The organism is Empedobacter sp. UBA7248 (genome assembly GCF_002472945.1).
Taxonomy (GTDB): Bacteria; Bacteroidota; Bacteroidia; order Flavobacteriales; family Weeksellaceae; genus Empedobacter; species Empedobacter falsenii_C.
The window spans coordinates 127881-148867 of sequence record NZ_DKSU01000015.1 but is presented as its reverse complement, the minus strand read 5'-3'; the positions used below and the strand labels follow the sequence as shown (position 1 = coordinate 148867).

Sequence of the window (20987 nt, the reverse complement as noted above, 5' to 3'; positions counted from 1 at the left end):
TATGCCTACACTTATTGAAATTTTGACTCCATTTGAGACAAAAAACAAAACGAAAGAGCTTGAAAAAAAATTAAAAAAATCTGCAGAACTTTCTCTTTTACCCAAATCTATCAAAAAAGAAGTTGCCGAATTAGGATTATTAATTCTAAAAGGTAACACGGATTATTACTCAGAAATTGATTACGGAACCAAACAATTTTTCAAATTAAAAGAATTAATTTCTGACAATATCTGGGAAGATAAAAAATACTATAAATTATTAGAACTTTTTTATGGTGAAGAATTGGCTCCTTATGTAAAAAATAGTTGGAACAAAATGTCTCAACATATTTACCAATCGGGATATTACAGACGATCTTTTCGAGCGCCGAATCAAAAAGATTACATTCTTGTCAAGCAGATTAATTTTCTACGAAATTTATTGACAAAACCTTCTCAATACACTTCCGAAGGCTATAAATACTATGATTTACCAATTATTGAGCAAATTAGATATTCTTCTGACATCGGTATTAATGATAGTTACACATTGATTTGGTCTGAAATGATTGACCAAGGAAATCAACAGATTTATCAATTGATGGAAGATATTATTTATGGAAAAGATCCTATAGGAAAAGTTTCTCGAAATATTATCAAAGCATTATTGAATTCCCAAAAGCCTGAAGCGTGGGAATTGGTTGAGAAACTTTTGCTTTCTGCACAACGACAAGAAGGTTTGCGACAAACAATTCTCGAAACCTTAGACGAAACAAGTGTTGGCGCATTACAATCGTTGATAAAAGTTATTATTAATGAAAAATTAGCTCGTTTTTCTTCTGTTGTTCGTGCTGTAGATACGTGGACAGGATTAGGTTGGGAAGCTGAAAAAGAAACAACAATTCGAAATATCTTAGCTTTTGCTGATCAATTTTTAACTCATCCTGAAACCATAGAAAAAGGAATAGAAAGTAAAAACAACAACGAAGTTTATATGGCGCTTTGGTCGCAAGGTGTAACAGATATTGATATTTCATTAAACTATCTAGATAAATTACTTGAAAAAGGAACGATAGAAAAGAAATGTCTGGCTTTAAAATTTGCAAGCGAAACTTCTATTTACGAAAAAGAAATAAGGCTTTATAATAAAGCTTTAGACGAAGTTAATTTACAAGTTTTCTCTTTCTTTTTACCACGAATGATTTCTGTAACTTCATCATTCAAATTTCCTAACGATGACACTTTAATCGGTCTTTTTGATAAAGTTTTACATCTTGCAGAAACAATTCAAGAAAAGGAAAAAACATTCGAAGGAAAAGTATTTTCTTGGTTAAACACAAAATTCTCGAAAGACGATTTATATTCAGTTGCGATTAATTTAATTGGAGAAGACCAAACAAAACTTGAACGAATTTTAGCTAAATTTGATCAATTGAGTCTTTCGTTACGCGAATCTTTAACGCGTTTGGTTTTAAAAGATTTTTACAGTTATTCATATTATTATATGGATCAGAAAAAATCAACAAAAAAGGTTTCTGATTTTCAACGAGAATTCGCTTTAAAAGTAATTAAAGATCGAGGCGAAAGTATTATTGCTTCTGCTTTAAATACATTAAAACATACAGAATTAAATCAACAAGAAATTCAATCAATTCAAGATTTATTTAAACGAAAAGGTGCAAATCTTCGCAAACATTTGATTCAATTAATTCTTCTTCAAAATGATGAAATCATTTCAACTTTTACGCAAAATTTAATTGAAAAAGGTGATGCTGAACAGCGTTTGGCGGGATTAGACATTTTATTACAATTAAACAAAGAGAAACGTGCTACTGATTTTGTAAAACAAACTGTCAGTTCTTTTAACGAGCGCAAAAAAATCACTGAAAAAGAAACTATTCTTTTAAAACAATTAGATCCAAAAAGTTCTAACGATATTTTATCTATAGAAAATGGTTATGGAATTTACAATCCAGCTAATATTACGCCGTTCGAATTACCGAAATTGGATAAAGATTCGGTTTATTTGAAACATACAAAGAAGAATAAATACGGTTTTTCTAAATCTGAAAACGAAATTGTTAAGAATTTAGAACAATTGAAAGATCTTTATCTTCAAAATAAAGATTACGAATATGAGTATGAAGATTGGAACAATAGCGTAATTACAGATTTGTTGGGAAATAGTTTTAATCCTTTGAAACGAAATACTCAAAACTTAACTGCTGACGAAAAATTTGCAAATTATCCGTTACACGAAACTTGGGAAAAATGGTATTTAGACTGCAAGTTAACACCTATCGATCTTTATTTATTGACTTTGGAAGAAGAATGTGATCGAAAAGTTTGGCGAACTATTTTAGAAAATTATGTGTTCTATAACAAAGGAAAAATTCCAAATCCTTTAAAAACTGATTATTATTGGAACAATCCTATAAAATCAATTTTGTTTATTCTTCAAGAAAAATTCCCGTTTGAAGATGCAAATAATTTCGTGATAGATGGGACAATTCAATTGTTTTCTGCCTTACCAAAAGACGTTATTAATTATCAAAGTAAAAGAGATAAAAACAATTATTATTACAACGAAGAATTTGGAAATGGTTGGCAAAACGAACGCTTTTTTGATGTTTTTCTGAACAAAATAAACCTTATCAATCTAGAAAAAGATGATGTCCAAAAAGTATGGAATATCTACAGATGGCGTCAATACAATGGTTTAGAAGAAAATATAAAATTTAATAAACCGCCACTTTATATTTATTGTTTGGCTTACCAAAATAAATTCATCAAAAAAGATGAAATGTACGAAGGAATTCTAGATCCTGATCGTATCAATGAAATCACAAGTGATCGAAAAAATTATCGCTACCAAGGAAGTAAAACCATGCAAGAAGATTTTCCTTTCTTAACTGAAATGATTGAAAATATTCGAGAAAAATTTTTAGATGTCGAACTAAAACGTGGAGATTCTAATACAAATGTCACTCAATTTGTTCAAAGTTTTGAGCATATTTATGGAATAAATCGTTTTGTTGAAATTTTAGATAAACTCGGAAAAGCTAAACTTTTCAAAGGATACATTTATTCTTGGCGTTATACAGATGTTACAAAACAAAAGTTATTTAGTTTCTTAATTAAACGATGTTTACCGCTAGAAACTGATACGCAAGAAGAATTCAATCAATTAGTAAAGAAAGCTAAAATATCAGAAAGTCGTTTAATCGAAGCTTCTGTTTATGCTCCTCAATGGCAAAAATTAGTCAGTAATTATTTAGATTGGAAAGGTTTAGACGCCGCGATTTGGTGGATGCATGCACATACAAAAACATCTGGCTATCAAGCTGAAAATGCTGAATTAGAAAGTGAAGTTGCAAAATATTCTTCAATTGATATTCAAGATTTCAAAGATGGGGCGGTTGACAAAGATTGGTTTACAAAAGCATATAAAGAATTAGGAAAATCGCGTTGGGAGATTTTGTACGAAGCTGCGAAATATATTTCTGACGGAAATGGACATCGTAGAGCAAGACTTTATGCAGATACTTTGACAGGAGATTTAAAAATTAGAGAAGTTACAGCCAAAGTAAAAGATAAACGAGATCAAGATTATTTGCGTGTTTACGGTTTGGTTCCATTGAGCAAAACAAATGCTGAAAAAGATGTTTTATCGCGCTATGAATATTTACAACAATTCAAAAAAGAAAGTAGAGAATTCGGATCGATGAAACAAACAAGCGAAGCTTTAGCTTTACGAGTTGCTTTAGAAAACTTAGCAAGAAATGCAGGTTATCCAGATCCTATTCGTTTAACTTGGGCAATGGAATCTCAACAGGTTCAGCAAATTTTATCAAAAGATACGCAAGTCGAAATCGATGGCACAACAATAGGTTTGATTATTGATGAAGATGGAAAGGCAGATTTGGTAACTTTTAAAGGAGATAAACAATTAAAATCGATTCCACCAAAACTGAAGAAAGACAAAGTAGTTGTAGAACTTACCAATTATCGTAAAACATTGCGAGAACAATTTACTCGTTCGAGAAAAGGTTTAGAAGAAGCGATGATTCGTGGAGATGAATTTTTATTTTCAGAAATTGAAAATTTATTTTCGCATCCAATCATTTCAAAACATTTAGAGAAATTAGTTTTTATTTCAAGCAAAAATATAATTGGTTTTTATGTAAACGGACAATTAAAGGACGCAAAAGGGAATTTACAATCTATTGATTCTACAGAAAACTTCCGAATTGCTCATTGTTATGATTTACATCAAAATTCAGTTTGGAGTGATTATCAACATTATTGTTTTGACCAAAAATTAAAGCAACCTTTTAAACAAATTTTTAGAGAATTATATATCCCTACAGCAGATGAACTGAAGGAGAAATCTATTTCTCGTCGTTATGCAGGACATCAAGTTCAACCAAAACAAACATTGGCTTTATTAAAAACTCGTGGTTGGAAAGTTGATTACGAAGAAGGTTTGCAAAAGGTTTTTCACAAAGAAGGTTATCAAGTTAAGCTATATGCTTTGGCAGATTGGTTTTCTCCAGCTGATGTTGAAAGTCCAACTTTAGAAACTATAGAATTTCACTCATTAAAAACACATAAAAATATTCCTTTCGAAGAAATAAACCCTCGAATTTTCTCGGAAGTAATGCGTGACATTGATTTGGTTGTTAGTGTAGCTCATGTTGGCGGTGTTGATCCTGAAGCAAGTCATTCTACAATTGAAATGCGAACAGTTTTATTAAATGAAACGACTCGATTATTCAAACTGAAAAATGTCGAAACAAAAGGAAGTCATGCTTACATAAAAGGAGAAATGGCAGAATATAGTGTACATTTAGGAAGCGCTGTTGTGCATCAAGTACCAGGTTTGTATTTATCTATTTTACCTGTGCAATCGCAACATAGAGGTCGAATATTTTTACCTTTTTCTGATGATGATCCTAAATCTGCAGAAGTCATCTCAAAAGTTTTATTATTAGCAAAAGATAATGAAATAAAAGATCCAACTATTTTAAGTCAAATAAAACGAGAAATAAACTAAATAAAAAAAGCGAAGAGTTTTTATCTCTTCGCTTTTCTTTTTACAAAAAATTGATAATGATATAAAGTTAATCAATAGTTGAACAATTAATTATCTTTTAAAAAATTCATAAATTAGTGGAGATTAAACGCAATTTATGGAAGAACACCTGCCAAAACTCATTACCGATCTTGGATTAATTCTATGTGTAGGCGCTGTGACGACGCTTATTTTCAAACGTATCAACCAACCTCTTGTTTTAGGTTATATTATTGCTGGTTTTTTGGTTGGGCCACATTTCGAATATATTCCGTCCGTTGCAGAAGAACATAATGTGGAGATTTGGGCGAAAATTGGTGTTATATTTCTGCTTTTTAGTCTTGGATTAGAATTTAGTTTCAAAAAATTGCTCAATGTTGGTGGCTCTGCCTCAATCACTGCAATTGTTGAAATTATTTGCATCGTAACCGTTGGTTATTTTGTTGGTCGATTTATGAATTGGTCTACAATGGACAGTATTTTCCTCGGCGGTTTATTAGCCAGTTCTTCTACAACCATTATTATTAGAGCGTTTGATGAATTAGGTTTAAAACGAAAAAAATTCGCGAATGTCGTTTTCGGAATTTTAATTGTAGAAGATATTGTGGTCATTTTATTGATGGTTATGCTTTCTACAATGGCGGTTAGCCAGCATTTTAACGGAGCAGAAATGATTAATTCTTTCGTTAAATTAGGGTTCTTTTTGGCGGTATGGTTTATTGGAGGAATCTTTATTATTCCAACTTTTCTACGTTCTATCAAAAATTATTTAGATGATGAAACCTTATTAATTATCTCAATTGGGTTATGTCTTGGAATGGTTTATATAGCTGATAGCGTAGGTTTTTCAATAGAATTAGGTGCATTTGTAATGGGTTCTATTCTCGCTGAAACTGTTTATGCAGAAAAAATCGAACATAATTTTCAATCTGTAAAAAATCTATTCGCAACAATTTTCTTTATTTCTATTGGAATGATGATTGATCCCGTTTCGATGTACGAACACAAATGGGCAATTTTGATTGTGACCTTGTTGACGATTTTCGGAAAGTTAATTTTTACCACTTTAGGTGCTATAATTTCAGGACAACCGCTAAAACAATCCGTACAAGTAGGAATGAGTATGGCACAAATTGGCGAATTTGCTTTTATCGTTGCTGGTTTAGGACTTTCTCTTGGCGTAACAAGCGACTTCTTATTTCCTGTTGCAGTCGGTGTTTCAGCAATTACAACATTTACAACACCCTATTTAATTAAATCATCGGACAAAGTTTATACTTTATTGGAAAAAGTTCTTCCGCAAAAATTCATTCAAGGTGTTGAAAATTATTCATCTGATACTCAACATATTCAAAACGAAAATAAATGGAATAAAATCATCAAGCAAACGGTTTCTACAATTTTCATCAATGGAATAATCATTATCGCAATTACATTGATTATCAAAAGCTACGTTTTATTCTTATTAACCGACTGGTTTACCTATTTTGGCGCAAGTTTGGTCAGTCTTACATTAACATTTGTATTGTGCATTCCATTTATTTGGGCAATTATTGGAAATCGACCAAAAAGAGAAATCATCAGAGAGTTTTGGGATGAATCTAATTACAATCGTGCACCAATTATCGCAATTATTTCTATCCGTTTAACTTTAGTTGTAGTTGCTGTAATCTTTATTTATAATCAATTTTTCTCAAGTACAATTGCCTCAATTATTTTGGTTATTGGATTATTGATTACCATGTATTTTCTTTCGAAATATTTCAATCAATTTTACAATTATATTCAAACAAAATTCATTTATAACTTAAATGAACGTGAAATTTTGACTAAAAAAATTGAAGAGAAAAAGAAACAAGATAAATTTCAATATACTTGGGATAACACTCATATTTCCGATATGATTGTTCCGCAAAATGCGAATTTTATAGGTGTTCCTTTGGGTGAATTGGATTGGCGAACAAAATTTCAGATCAATATTGCCTATATCAAACGTGGTGACCGAATCATTCAGACTCCTAATTCTGAATCAGTTTTATATCCTTTCGATAAAATTGGAATTATTGGAACGGATGAACATATTCAGCGATTTGAGAAGTATTTGCAAATTATTGGTGAAACCCCTCCAGAAAATAATGATCTTAAAAATACAGATAATTTTACGTTGGATAAAGTTGTAATTCCGAATGATTTTTGTGTTTTGGAACATAAATCGATTGGTTGGGTAAAAGATACGGCAAAAGGAATTGTGGTTTCGATAGAGCGAGATGGAAAAATGATTCACAATCCCGATCGAAATGTACCTATTGAATTGGGCGATTATTTGACAATTGTTGCCGATAAGAAAAACTTAAAAAACTTTATTCAAGAGTATCATTTAAAATAAAGCGAGTAATTTTGCAAAATGCAGCGTAAGATTATTCACATCGATATGGACGCTTTTTATGCTTCTGTTGAACAACGAGATTTCCCCGAATTAAGAGGAAAATGCATTGCTGTTGGCGGAAATGAAGAGCGAGGTGTGATTGCTACCGCTAGTTACGAAGCTAGAAAATATGGAGTTGGCTCTGCAATGTCTTCTGTTGTTGCAAAACGCAAATGTCCGCATTTAATATTTGTAAAACCTCGATTTCAAGTTTATAAAGAAGTTTCGAATCAAATTCGTGAAATATTTCTTGAATATACTGATTTGGTTGAACCTTTATCTTTGGATGAAGCTTTTTTGGATGTAACAATTAACCATAAAAACATTGAAATTGCCACAGATATTGCAAATGAAATAAAACAAAAAATAAAAGAACGAACAAATTTGACTGCTTCTGCAGGCGTTTCTTTCAATAAATTCTTAGCTAAAATTGCTTCGGACTATAACAAACCTGATGGACTTTATGTAATTACACCTAAAATGTCTGAAAGTTTTATTGATCAATTACCAATCAAAAAATTTCATGGGATTGGAAAAGTAACTGCCGAACGTATGCAAATGATGGGTATTCATACAGGTTTAGACTTGAAGAACCTAGAATTAGAAAAACTCTTACGCGAATTCGGAAAATCTGGTAAATACTATTACAATATTGTTAGAGGATTAGATTTTAGAGAAGTCAATCCTACTCGATTGCGAAAATCATCTGGTTCTGAAACAACTTTTAGCAAAGATTTAGAAACATTAGAAGAAATGCAAATCGCTTTATTTCCACTAATGGAAGATGTTTGGAACTTTTCCTTAAAAACATCAATTTACGGAAGAACAATTACAGTAAAAATAAAACACAATGATTTTTCGGTAACTACGAAAAGTAAATCAGCATCATTTCCCGTTAAAAATAGAGAACTTTTTGATCTTATCTGTTATGATTTATTATGCGAAGGTTACTCCTCAGAAAAACCAGTTCGACTATTAGGTGTTGCTATCTCTAATTTATCCAATAATCAAAAAAAATTCGGAACTCAACTCGAAATTCCATTTAGAGAAATTATATAAATTCTTCAATATAATTTAACAATTCCGAAATAATAAAATACAAAAAATTGATTTACATATTTTTAACAATGTTTTAAATCGATACATTTTATTTTCTTATTAGATCTATTAAATTGTTTTTTTTCTTAGTTGTAGACACTTTGAAGATACATAAATGTTTTTCATTCTATATTTATTTATGACATTTGTACCAACAAACAACATCGTTTGTAACGCTTTTAAGATTACTAACCAACAACCAAACTAAAAAGCTATTTTGATAAATCTAACCAGTTTATCAAAACAACCTAAACCAATATTACTTATCTAAACCAAATTAAAAAAGCTGAGCAACCTACTCAGCTTTTTTGTTGTTTTATATTTTCACAAAACCTATATCTTAGGCTCTTGTTGACTTAAACAATGGAAAGATCCTAATCCCCAAATAATATCTGTAGAATCAATTCCTACAACTTTACGATCTGGAAAACATTTCTGAATTATATCTAAAGCAATCGCATCTTTTGCACAACGATAGGTTGGAACAATGACAGATTTATTCGCGATATAAAAATTTGCATAAGAAGCAGGTAAACGCTCACCTTCGCAATAAACTGCATTTGGCATTGGCAATTCGATAATGTTTAATGGACGTCCATCTTCCAATTTCATTTCTTGTAATTGACGAAGATTCACTTGTAACAATTCGTAGTTATCATCCGATTCATCAGTTTCAATAACTGTCAAAACTGTATCTTCATTCACAAAACGAATTGTATCATCAATGTGTCCATCCGTATCATCACCAACAATTCCGTCTTCTACCCATAGAATTTGCGAAACTCCGTAATAATTTCTTAAAAATTCTTCGATTTGTTCTTGCGAATAATCTGGATTACGATTTTCATTCAATAAACAAGATTTTGATGTCATCAACGTATCTTTTCCATTGAATTCGACTGAACCTCCTTCCATAATAATTCCAGGATGAAAAACAGGAAGATTAAATTCTGCACCAATTCTTGTTGGCACAACATCATCATTTTCGAAAGGTGGATATTTTCCTCCCCACGCATTGAATCCCCAATCGACAATAACTTTTGGGTTATCAAGATTATTTTTATTCAACAAAAATGCAGGACCATGATCTCGGCACCAAGCATCGTTTGTTTCGTTAAAATAGAACTCAACTTGTGACAAATCTGCATTCGTTTTTTCGATAAAAGACAAAGCAAACGCTTTCATTTCCTCGTCTTTTACATTAATACGAACTTTTTCACCTTTTGATAATTCAGCAATAAATTCAGCATAAGCTGGATAAATTAACTGAATACGATCTGGCCAAGATTCCTCTTTGTGCGGCCAAGACAACCAAGTTGCTTCGTGTTCTTCCCATTCGGCAGGAAATCTATATCCTAAATCTTTTGGGAATTTTGATGTATCTATAGTGTTCAATTTTATTTCTTTTCTAAAAGTTTAAACGTATTTTCGATATGTCCAGTAGCTTTCCAATTATCATGGCCTGGAATAACTTGTCTAATCGTTGGATGCTTTGCAACTAATTTGTGTACTGTTTTTGGCCATTCAACAACATTAGCTTCGCCTGTGTAACCTAAATTTACAGCATCAGCACCTTTTATCAAACAACCTCCGTTCAACACTTTATATTTCGGAAACCAAATCACAACATTATCAGAAGTATGTCCTTCTCCAAAATATTCAACAACAAACTTTTCATTACCAAATTTGTATGTTTTACCTAATTCAATCTCAAATTTAGAAGTTGCTTTTCCTTCTTTTTTTAATTTAGAATTGGTTAAAGAAGTTGCATAAGTAGGAATATTCAAATCATTATAAAAACTCAAATCTCCTGCTCTATCATCATGCGAATGTGTTGCAAAGACAGCGATAACTGGCAAATTATACTTTTCTTGCAACATATCATTTAACTCTTGATACTGCGATTTCTGCCAAGGAACATCAAACAAAACAATTCCTTTATTCGTTACCAAATACATTCCATTTGCATTATACTCAACACCATTAAACGAATTAAATGTTTGATAAACAAATAGATTATTATTAATCGAATCAATTTGAATTGGTTTTATTTGACCAAATGCAAAACTTCCTATCAATGCAATAAGTGAAAATAATTTCTTCATTAATCCTCGTCTATAAAACGTTTTGTAATTGGTTGATAAGAATCGATTCGGCGATCTCTTAAGAAAGGCCAGTGTTTACGGAAGAAATCTGATTCGTTCAAATCCAATTCAACCACTTCTGTTTCCTCTTGATCATGCGTTGCCAAATACAACAATTTTCCTTGTGCATTTGTCGCAAAAGAACCTCCCCAGAATTTCATCGCTCCATCTTGCTCAAAACCAACACGATTTACAGAAATAACTGGAACTCCATTCGCAACAGCATGTGAACGCTGAATTGTTTGCCAAGCATTGTATTGATCTTGATTTGTTTCTTCGTCTTGCGTCGTATCCCAACCAATCGCAGTAGGATAAAATAAAATTTCCGCACCCATCAATGCTGTAATACGAGAGGCTTCTGGATACCATTGATCCCAACAAATTAATACACCAATTTTTCCAAATTTAGTATCAAAAACTTTGTAACCTAAATCGCCTGGTGTAAAATAGAATTTTTCATAAAACGCAGGATCATCTGGGATATGCATTTTACGATATTTTCCTAAATATTGTCCATCAGCATCTAAAATAGCTGTTGTATTGTGGTATAAACCTTGCGCACGTTTCTCGAATAAAGAAGCAATAATTACAACTCCTAATTCTTTTGCTACAGCTGATAACGCATCTGTTGATGGTCCAGGAATTGATTCTGCTAAATCGAAATTGTCGTAATCTTCGACATCACAGAAATATAATGAGGTAAACAATTCTTGCAAACATACAATTTGAGCACCTTTTGCAGCTGCTACTTTCACTTGTTCGATTGCTTTGTTTAAATTTTCTTGTTTGTTATTAGTACAAGTCATTTGTACCATTCCAACTTTAACTTTTGCCATTTTATAAATAGGTCTAAAAATAAAAATGAATAATAATTACAAAATTAAGAAATTTAGTATGACATAATCTATTAGAAATGATATTTAAGAATATTTTATGTTCAAATGAGATGAAATTTAAAATTCTATCAATCTATCTAACAATGCTATTTTGAGAACAGATTTAAGAAAATTTTAAAAAAAGTTTACCTAAATATTATAATTTTTAACAAGTCATTATTAAATTGTAACTTCTAATTTTGTCGCGTAATAATTTAAAAAATGAAAAAATTAATTGCCCTTTCTTGTCTTTTTAGCGGAATATTTATTTCAGCTCAAAGTCAAGAAAGCTACATTTTAGCAGAAAATTCTGCCTCTTCATCCACTTCTATCTCTACAAAAAAAGTAACTTATGACGACCATTTAATGGCAGCAGAATCATTCAACGTTCCAATCGTGAAGAGTTTTGATGATATTGAAGGTTTAGTTGCTACAAAAAAATTAGTTGCTATTCCTGAGGAAGGAAATGGGTACACAATTGAGAAATTAACACATAGTAAAGCTTTCTTAAACAACAGAGCTAAAACTGTTTTAGAACGAATTGCTTCAAAATTTTTGGACGAAAATAATGCTACAATTACTGTAACTTCGCTTACTCGTTCAGAGGAAAGTCAAGCAAGTTTAAGACGAGTAAATAGCAATGCTGCAAAAGGTGAAAGTTCTCATAACTATGGAGCTTCTTTTGATTTGTCTTATACAAAATTCAATAATAAATATTCGTATAGCAAAACTCATCGTGATAATTTAGAAGCAATTTTAAAACAATTACAAGATGATGGCAAAATTTACTATATCAAAGAATATAGACAACACTGTTTTCATGTAACGGTTCGTAATCCTGATCAATTTAAATCAACAACAATGTAATATATAAAAGTTCTTTTCTATTTTTGCAGAAGAGAATTGAATCATGAAACAATTTTTAACAACGTTTTTTATTTGCTCTTCTTTATTCGGTTACGCTCAATCGCGAGTTGTTATAGAACCTTCTAAAGAATATGTTCAGCATTTGAATGCCGCAAAATCTCATAAACTTGAGCTAATTGATGGTGATAAAAAGTTGAACAAGTACATTAATCAAGGTAAATTGGTTAAAATAAAACAGCGTGGTTATGGTTGGCGAGTTGGAGATTTAACACATAGTCATTCATATCTTATTCCAAAAGGTCGAGATATTTTGACAAGTATTGCAAGTGATTTTGTAAAAGCAACAGGTCAAAATTTTTTCGTTGTTACATCGATGACACGAACGCTACATGATCAAAATCGTTTGAGAGGAATTAATAAAAATGCATCTTCTAACGATAGTTCGCATAATTTTGGTGCTGCTTTTGATATTTCTTATGTTAGATTTAATCATAAAATTAGACCTGATTCTAAACTAGAAAAAGAATTAGAACAAGTGCTAAAAAATTATGTCAGAACAGGCAAAATTTACTACGTAAAAGAATCTAAAATTAGATGTTTTCATATTATCGTTCGGAATTATTAAATTCTGAACGATTTTTTTTTGTTTGTAAATAATAACTATACAATAACCCTATAAACACAAACAAACTACAAAAACCAAATAAGTTTGACATTCCAAATAAACTGATTACACCACCAATTAGAGGACCTGTAATTCCCAATGAAATATCAATAAATAAGCCGTACGCAGCTAAAGCAGCTCCCTTACTATTATCCGAAACCAAAGCAACTGCCTCTACTCCCATCGCAGGAAAAACCAACGAAAAGCCAATTCCTGTAATACCTGCACCAATAAGAGCGATAAAAGAATTTGGCGCACTAAAAAGAATTAACAAACCTACCGTTTCGACTATCATGCAAATAATTCCAACTTTTAATCCTCCTAATGTATTAATTGAACTATTAAAAAATAATCGTCCTACGATAAATAATAAGCTGAAAACACTTAAACATAAAGCTGCATTCGTCCAATTATAAAAGTCGTAGTAAAGTGTTATAAAATTGGAAATCCCTCCAAATCCAAGACCTGCAAGTGCTAAACAAATTCCAAAAGGAGCAACTGTTTTTAATACCCTTATAAATGGTTGCGGAACTTTTGAAACTGCAGTTAATATATTTTCTTTATTTCTAGCTAAAAAAAAACCTATAATCGCACAAACAATACTAAACAAACCAATAAAACCAAGTCCAAAATATTGATTTAAGATTACTCCCAATGGCGCTCCAATTGCCAATGCACCATAACTAGCAACACCGTTATAAGAAATCGCTTTCGCTGTATGTTGTTGTCCGATTTTTAAAATTGCCCAGTTTATCGGACTTCCACCTACCATTCCTTCTGCTGCTCCAGTAACCAATCTCGCAAGTACAAGAATAGCTAATGACAGAAAATGATTGTTTCTTGTAAAGTAACAAAAGTATAATAAAACTCCAGCTAAAATAAACAAACTCATACTTAATAAAACGGCTGGTTTAGGACCTTTTGTATCTACAATTTTTCCCGCATAACCTCTCAAAATAAAAGTTGTCACATATTGCAAACTAATTACAATACCCGCTACAAGCTCAGTAAAACCTAATGTTTTTGTAATAAAAATAGGTAAAATAGCCAATGGCAAGCCTATCAGTAAATAACCTATAAATGAAAAACTTACATAACCTATAATTTGCATGAAAATTTGTCGTGAACTCATGCTTAATTTCTCTTCCATAATATAATGCAATCGGTTGCAAATTTAGACTATTTAATAATGAAAGACAATTATTCATCCATTATTAACTTTGAAAATATGTTATTCTTATTTACTTAAATTTAATCTTTACTTATTGTTGTGTTAATCCGAAAACCGCATAAAATGTAGAATTTTAGCATCTACAAAACAAGAGATTCACACAATGAAAAAAATCGTATTATCGCTGGTATTATTTGGAAGTTTTTATACTTCTGTCAACGCTCAACAACTTGCTAAAGGAATTATTTTTGAAGATAAAAATCAAAACAACAAATTCGATAAATCGGAAAAACGTTTATCGAATGTACAAGTTAGTAACGGAAAACAAGTTGTTTCGACAAATGATAAAGGAGAATATCAAATCGAGATTGACAACGAAACTATTTTGTTTGTTATTAAACCAACAAATTACAAAGTTCCGACAAACGAATTCAATCAGCCACAATTCTACTACATCAACAAACCTAATGGTTCTCCAAAATTAGAATATGCAGGTTCTGATCCGACTGGAAACACTCCAAAGAGTATTGATTTTGCTTTAATTCCTACAAAGGAAAACGAAAAATTTTCTGCTTTAATTTTTGGTGATCCTCAAGCTTATACAGAAGAAGAAATAGAATATTTCTCTAAAGGTGTAATTGATGATGTTAAAGGAATTAAAGGAATGGAATTCGGACTTTCTTTAGGAGATTTGGTTGGTGATGATTTGAATTTGCATCCATCTTATATAAAAGCTGTTTCAAAAGTTGGTTTGCCTTGGTACAATGTAATGGGAAATCACGATATGAATTATGATGCAAAAGAAGATCAATATTCGGATGAAACGTTCGAGAAAAATTTCGGACCAAATAATTATTCATATAATATCGGTAAAGCACATTTTATTGTTTTAGATGATATTTTATATCCTGATCCTCGCGATGGAAAAGGATACTGGGGAGGTTTCCGTCCTGATCAATTAGAATTTATTAAAAATGATTTAAAATTTGTTCCAAAAGATCATTTAATCGTTTTAGCATTTCATATCCCGTTGCGTGACACACGTCCAGAAGATAGAAATCAATTATTCGAATTGTTAAAGGATTACCCAAATACAATTTCAATGTCTGCTCATACACATTTCCAAGAACAGATTTTTTATGCAAATCAAGATGGTTGGCAACAACAAAAACCTCATCACGAGTACAATGTTGGAACAACTTCTGGTGATTGGTATTCGGGACCGAAAGATGCAAAAGGAGTTCCAGCTTCTACGATGCGCGATGGTACACCAAAAGGTTATGCTTTTTTACATGTAGATGGTAATCAATATAAATTTGATTATAAAGTTGCAAATTCACCAAAAGAAAAACAAATCGATCTGTACCACACAAAAAAAGTAAAAGAAGGTAAACGCAATCGTGCTTTTTTATATGCTAATTTCTTTATGGGACATGAATCAAATAAAGTGGAATATCGTGTAAATAATGGTGAATGGAAAGAGATGAATTGGGATCCAACAGTTGATTACAATTATATGGAAACCATAATGAAAATTGATAATGCAGAAATTACAAATATTGGAAACAGACCTTCTGCTCCAGAAATTTCGAAACATATTTGGTCAGTTCGTTTACCGAATAAGTTAAAAGCTGGAACTTATCCAATTGAAGTTCGCGCAACCGATTTGTACGGAAACACTTTTACAGAAAAATCTTCTTTCGAAGTTATTAAATAACCGTTTTATACACATCTTGATAAGCCACTTCTTTCGAAGTGGCTTTTTTTAATAAAATATTTTACAATTTATTCATGTTAAATAAAAATCAATAAACCATTAATCGGATGTAAAAATAACATCAAGACCTCTATTTTAGTAATGTTTACTTTAAAATCTCTTAACCCTGATTTAAACAACTTCATAAACAAAAGTTCTAGTTTTGTTAAAATTTTTAACACATAAACATTTCATTTTTACAGTCATGAAGCAATTAAAATTACCACTACTTCTACTAGGTGGATTTTTAAGTTTACACACCAATGCTAAAACTTATACCGAAACAGATTACCATCAATCGATTTCTCAAGATCAAAATCCAATCAAAGGTCAAATCGTAGATCAAAACGGATTAGGAGTTGCAGATGTAGAAATCATCATCAAGGGAACTTCTTTTAAAACATTTACAGACGGAGATGGTTTTTTCGAATTTGTTTCAGTAAATGTTGCTCATCCTACATTATTGGTAAATTCATCTCAACACAAATTTATTGAATACACACCGAAAGATATTTCTCAAGTAAAAATTACTTTACAAGAAGAATCTAACCAACTGAATGAGGTAATTGTAACTGCTTTGGGGATAAAGCGAGAGCAGAAAAAATTAGGATTTGCTCAACAAAATATAGGTTCGGAAGAACTTGCAACAGCAGAAGCGAATAACTGGTCTTCGGGATTGAAAGGAAAAGTAGCTGGTCTTAATATTATTTCTGGAGGAAATGGACCAATCAATTCTCAACAAATTATTTTGCGCGGAGCAAATTCAATCGACCAATCAAAAAATTACGCTTTAATTGTCATCGATGGTGTTCCAATGAGCACAGAAATGACTTCTTCTGGAAACAATACTGCTTACATGGGCGATGATTCGCCTATCGATTTTGGTAATGGTATTTCTGATATCAATCAAGCTGACATCGAAAGTGTAACCGTTTTAAAAGGTCCTTCGGCAGCGGCACTTTATGGAAATAAAGCTGCAAATGGAGCTTTAATTATAACAACAAAATCAGGTAAAAAAGGTAAACAATTAGGTTTAGAATATAAATCAACTGTAGCTATTGACGTTATTAACAATTGGCCAGATTTTCAATATGAATATGGTCAAGGAACTGGAAAAAGTTTCGATAAAAATGGCAATCCTTATTACTCATATCAAACTTCAGCAGATGGACCAAATACAGGAAGTACTTCATCTGCATTCGGACCAAAATTTGACGGACAATCATTTTTTCAATATGATCCAACTTTAGAAAAACAAGGGGCTGAAAGAACTTTATGGCGTGCCTATAAAGATAATAGAAAAGGATTTTGGCAAACTGGTTTCACTTTCAGTAATGCCGTTACACTTTCTGGTGGAAATGACAAAGGAAGTGTGAGAGCTTCTATTGGACATCAGAAAAATAGCTGGATTATGCCAAATACAGGCTACGAAAATTATACAGCAGCTATTAATGGAAACTATCAAGTGAGTGATCGCATCAAAGTTTCGACTGCCTTAAACTATACTCGCAAAACAAGTGATAATTTACCAGGAACTGGTTACAATAACGGATCTATTGCTTATTTTATGATCTTCCAAAATCCTAACGTAGATTTAAATTGGTACAAACCAATTTGGAAAAAGGATTTCGATGGAGTAAAAATGATTCGCCCATTTAGTTCATACATGGACAATCCTTATGCTATTGCTTACGAAGCTGTTAATCCAATGAGTAGTAATCAAATTGTTGGAAATATTAGAGCAGATTTTAAATTAAGCAATAAATTAAGCTTAATGTTACGTCCTGCAATTAATACCTATACCCAATTGCGCGAACAAAAACGTCCATTTGATATGAATCGTACGCCGAATGGATATTACAAAAGACAAGACATATCTAAAACTGAAACAAATATCGATTTCTTATTGACTTATACAGATAAATGGGGAGATTTTGGTTTCAATGCAAATGTTGGAGGTAATAGAAAAAATTATGAATACAGAAATTTAACGGCTTGGGTAAATGGTTTAGCGTCGCCTGGAGTTTATAAACTTTCTAATGGATTAACTTCTCCTTTTGCAAGAACGTATGATTCTAATTTAAAAGAAAATTCATTATATGGAATGGCTTCATTTGGTTGGAAAGACATGATTTTCGTTGATTTTACAGGTCGTAACGACTGGAATTCTTCTGTTGCAGTAAAATATAGCTCATTCTTTTATCCTTCAGTCTCTTCAAGTTTTATTCTGTCAGATTTATTCAAAATAAAAGGACCTATTAATTACTTAAAATACCGTTTATCATTTGCAAAAGTTGGTAACGGAGGTACAACAGGTTGGACAAATAGATATTACGATCAAAGCGATTTTACAGCATCTGCAGTAGTACCTGGAAGATTATTTAATCCTGATATTAAACCTGAATCTACAACATCATGGGAAACTGGTTTCGAGGCTTTATTATTCAAGAAAAGATTAAGCTTAGATTTTACAGTTTATCAACAAAGTACAAAAAATCAAATCTTCGAATTACCAAATGATATCACAACTGGCTATTCAAGAAGAGTGGTAAATGGAGGAGAAATTGAAAACCGTGGAATTGAAATAGCAGCTACGTATTCTCCAATTAAAAATAAAGATTTTGAATGGAAAATGATAGGAACTTGGTCTAAAAATGAAAACAAAGTAAAATCTTTAGTCGAAGGAATAGAAGGTGATCAAATGATTCTTGGCCAATCTGGAACAGTTTATCAAATTGCTAAAGTTGGCGGTTCTTCTACAGCTCTATATGGTGAAAAATTTGTAAGAAACGATGCGGGACAAATCATTTATGATGCAAAAACAGGTGTTCCACTTAAAAATGGATTAATAGAATATGTTGGAGACGCAACACCTAAATGGAGAGCAGGTTTCACAAATGAAATCAAATTCAAAACATTGCGTTTCAGTTTTACATTAGATGGACAATATGGTGGAATTGTCTATTCACAAACTTATCACAAAATGATGGAGCAAGGAAAATTGGCAGATTCTTTACCTGGCCGAGAAGATGGTTATATCATTGGAAATGGTGTTGTGTTGAATGCTGACGGAACTTATTCTCCAAACACAACAAAAGCTGATGTGGCAACTTATTATGCTGAATATAATCGTCGTGCTAATGTAGAATCTAACTCATTCGAAGCTTCATATTTAAAATTAAGAGATGTGAGTTTAACATTTGATTTTCCTAAAAGATTATTATCAAAGACAGGTTTACAAGCATTGTCATTAACAGTTTACGGACGCGATTTATTCACGATTAGTGATTTTCCTTTATACGATCCAGAAACAGCATCATTAAATGGAAACACTTATGTACCTGGAGTTGAAATGGGACAAATGCCGTCAACAGCAACGTATGGAGTAACCTTAAAAGCTTCATTATAATTTACAACATTCAATTTATTAAAATGAAAAAGATTTCAATTCAACTATTTTTTGCCTTCACTATAATTTCAACTGTTTTTTCTTGTACAAACGATTTTGAGAAAGCGAATGAAGATCCAAACTTAATCACAGAAATTAATTCAGGCTCTGTTTTAAATCCAGTTCTTTATGATTTGGCTGAAAATAATGTTTTAAAAAACTATGATATTACAGCTCAATTGATGCAAGTTCATATTCCTTATCCAAGCAATGCAATGGGACTTCATCGTTATGATGTAACAACTGGAACAGGAAATTCTACTTGGAATAATGCCTACACAAATCTTGTTAATTTGGAGGAAATGCTAAAAGTTTCGCAAAAAGCTGGAGATGTCAATTATCAAGCAATTGCATTAACACTTCGTTCTTTAGTTATTTCAAATTTGACTGATATGTTTGGCGATGTTCCTTTTTCTCAAGCAGCCAAAGCAGAAGAAGGAATTACAAAACCAAAATTTGATACGCAACAAGATATTTATAAGCAATTATTAAATGATTTAGAAAAAGCAAATCAATTATATGTAACTAATTTAGGTCTGAAATATGGTACAGATATTTTATTCCCAAGTAGTGAAAAAAACATCAATATAACACGTTGGAAAAAATTCACAAATTCTCTTAAAATGAGATTATTATTAAGAATTTCGAATCGTGATGCATCTGCCTTAACAGAACTTAAAAAAATAATTGATAATCCCACAACTTATCCAATTTTCGAAAGTGAATCAGAATCTGCTATTTTACAAATTTCTGGTTTAGCACCAAGTTTATCTCCTTGGCCAAGAGCACAAGATTATAGAGATAGCCGAACATTCACAACTTTTTTTATTGATAAAATGAATGAAACGAATGATCCTCGTTTACCAATTTTAGTCAATAAAGCTTCTAATTTGGATGGTTCTTCATTAGGTTACAAAGGAGTTCCTGCAGCTTACGAAGGAAATAGTTCTGATTACAAATTCAATCCGTCATCTCCTAACAATGCAATTGTTGTCACTCCGATGAAAATTCCATTAATGACTTATGCAGAGGTTGAGTTTATAAAAGCTGAAATGGCTCAAAAAGGTTTAGGTGGTGATGCAAAAACTCATTATGATAAAGCTGTAAAAGCTGCTGTACAATTATGGACAAATATCGAGCCAACTGCTGAATTTATGGAGCAAGAAAAAATTAAATACAACAACACGTTAGAACGTATCATCGATCAAAAATATTTTGCTTTATTCTTTACAGATTACCAACAATGGTTTGAATATAAAAGAACTGGTTTTCCAAAATTACCGACAACTTCTACCATGTTGAATGATAAAAAAATGCCTCGTCGTATGCTTTATCCAACAAGTGTTAGAAATTATAATCCAGAAGGCTATCAAAATGCACTTCAACAAATGGGACCAGATAACATCAACACGCGTGTTTGGTGGGATGTAAATTAATTGCATACATTCCACATTTAATAGAAAACGACCTTGTAATTAAGGTCGTT

At 31.6% G+C, this 20987-nt stretch carries 12 protein-coding genes; 8 read left to right on the top strand and 4 right to left on the bottom strand.

Annotation, left to right across the window (positions count from 1 at the left end; translation table 11 throughout):
• Position 1 precedes the first annotated feature (1 nt).
• From B4A23_RS14565 to dinB, 3 genes are all read left to right on the top strand, one after another.
• Positions 2–5035, top strand: coding sequence for a DUF4132 domain-containing protein (locus tag B4A23_RS14565; protein ID WP_291121026.1), 5034 nt, complete (start codon positions 2–4; stop codon positions 5033–5035).
• 136 nt (positions 5036–5171) lie between these two features.
• Positions 5172–7439: a cation:proton antiporter gene (locus tag B4A23_RS14560; protein WP_286513841.1), complete on the top strand. Its 2268-nt coding sequence runs from the start codon at positions 5172–5174 to the stop codon at positions 7437–7439.
• A gap of 18 nt (positions 7440–7457) precedes the next feature.
• A complete protein-coding gene (gene dinB / locus B4A23_RS14555) occupies positions 7458–8537 on the top strand; it encodes a DNA polymerase IV (RefSeq protein WP_291121024.1) in 1080 nt (359 codons plus the stop codon).
• A 372-nt stretch (positions 8538–8909) separates the two neighbouring features.
• Here the strand turns inward: dinB and B4A23_RS14550 are convergent, their stop codons facing one another.
• The 3 genes from B4A23_RS14550 to B4A23_RS14540 are packed head-to-tail and all read right to left on the bottom strand — an operon-like array spanning position 8910 to position 11556.
• Positions 8910–9971 carry an agmatine deiminase family protein gene (locus B4A23_RS14550; RefSeq protein WP_291121022.1) on the bottom strand — a complete coding sequence of 354 codons (1062 nt, stop codon included), beginning with the start codon at positions 9969–9971 and terminating at the stop codon, positions 8910–8912.
• Between the two features lie 2 nt (positions 9972–9973).
• Entirely contained in the window at positions 9974–10681 is a 708-nt protein-coding gene (blaEBR, locus tag B4A23_RS14545) for an EBR family subclass B1 metallo-beta-lactamase (protein ID WP_291121020.1), read from the bottom strand.
• Positions 10681–11556: a carbon-nitrogen hydrolase gene (locus B4A23_RS14540; RefSeq protein ID WP_291121018.1), complete on the bottom strand. Its 876-nt coding sequence runs from the start codon at positions 11554–11556 to the stop codon at positions 10681–10683. The genes blaEBR and B4A23_RS14540 overlap by 1 nt, the downstream gene beginning before the upstream one ends.
• Positions 11557–11817: 261 nt before the next feature.
• On the opposite strand from B4A23_RS14540, the gene B4A23_RS14535 reads away from it, so the two are divergent.
• Positions 11818–12462, top strand: a complete 645-nt coding sequence (locus tag B4A23_RS14535) for a DUF5715 family protein (RefSeq protein WP_125350533.1) — start codon at positions 11818–11820, stop codon at positions 12460–12462.
• A gap of 43 nt (positions 12463–12505) precedes the next feature.
• Positions 12506–13087 carry a DUF5715 family protein gene (locus tag B4A23_RS14530; protein WP_180906330.1) on the top strand — a complete coding sequence of 194 codons (582 nt, stop codon included), beginning with the start codon at positions 12506–12508 and terminating at the stop codon, positions 13085–13087.
• Here the strand turns inward: B4A23_RS14530 and B4A23_RS14525 are convergent.
• Positions 13068–14258: an MFS transporter gene (locus B4A23_RS14525; RefSeq protein WP_291121016.1), complete on the bottom strand. Its 1191-nt coding sequence runs from the start codon at positions 14256–14258 to the stop codon at positions 13068–13070. The two genes, B4A23_RS14530 and B4A23_RS14525, sit on opposite strands and share 20 nt — an antisense overlap.
• Before the next feature lie 202 nt (positions 14259–14460).
• Between B4A23_RS14525 and B4A23_RS14520 the strand changes: the two genes are divergently transcribed.
• The 3 genes from B4A23_RS14520 to B4A23_RS14510 all read left to right on the top strand — a co-directional run bounded on the left by B4A23_RS14520 (position 14461) and on the right by B4A23_RS14510 (position 20937).
• The gene (locus tag B4A23_RS14520; RefSeq protein ID WP_291121014.1) at positions 14461–16014 is read left to right on the top strand and encodes a calcineurin-like phosphoesterase C-terminal domain-containing protein; all 1554 of its coding nucleotides are present in this window, start codon (positions 14461–14463) and stop codon (positions 16012–16014) included.
• A gap of 244 nt (positions 16015–16258) precedes the next feature.
• Positions 16259–19462: a SusC/RagA family TonB-linked outer membrane protein gene (locus B4A23_RS14515; protein ID WP_291121012.1), complete on the top strand. Its 3204-nt coding sequence runs from the start codon at positions 16259–16261 to the stop codon at positions 19460–19462.
• Between the two features lie 23 nt (positions 19463–19485).
• Entirely contained in the window at positions 19486–20937 is a 1452-nt protein-coding gene (locus tag B4A23_RS14510) for a SusD/RagB family nutrient-binding outer membrane lipoprotein (RefSeq protein ID WP_291121010.1), read from the top strand.
• The last annotated feature ends 50 nt before the right edge of the window (positions 20938–20987 follow it).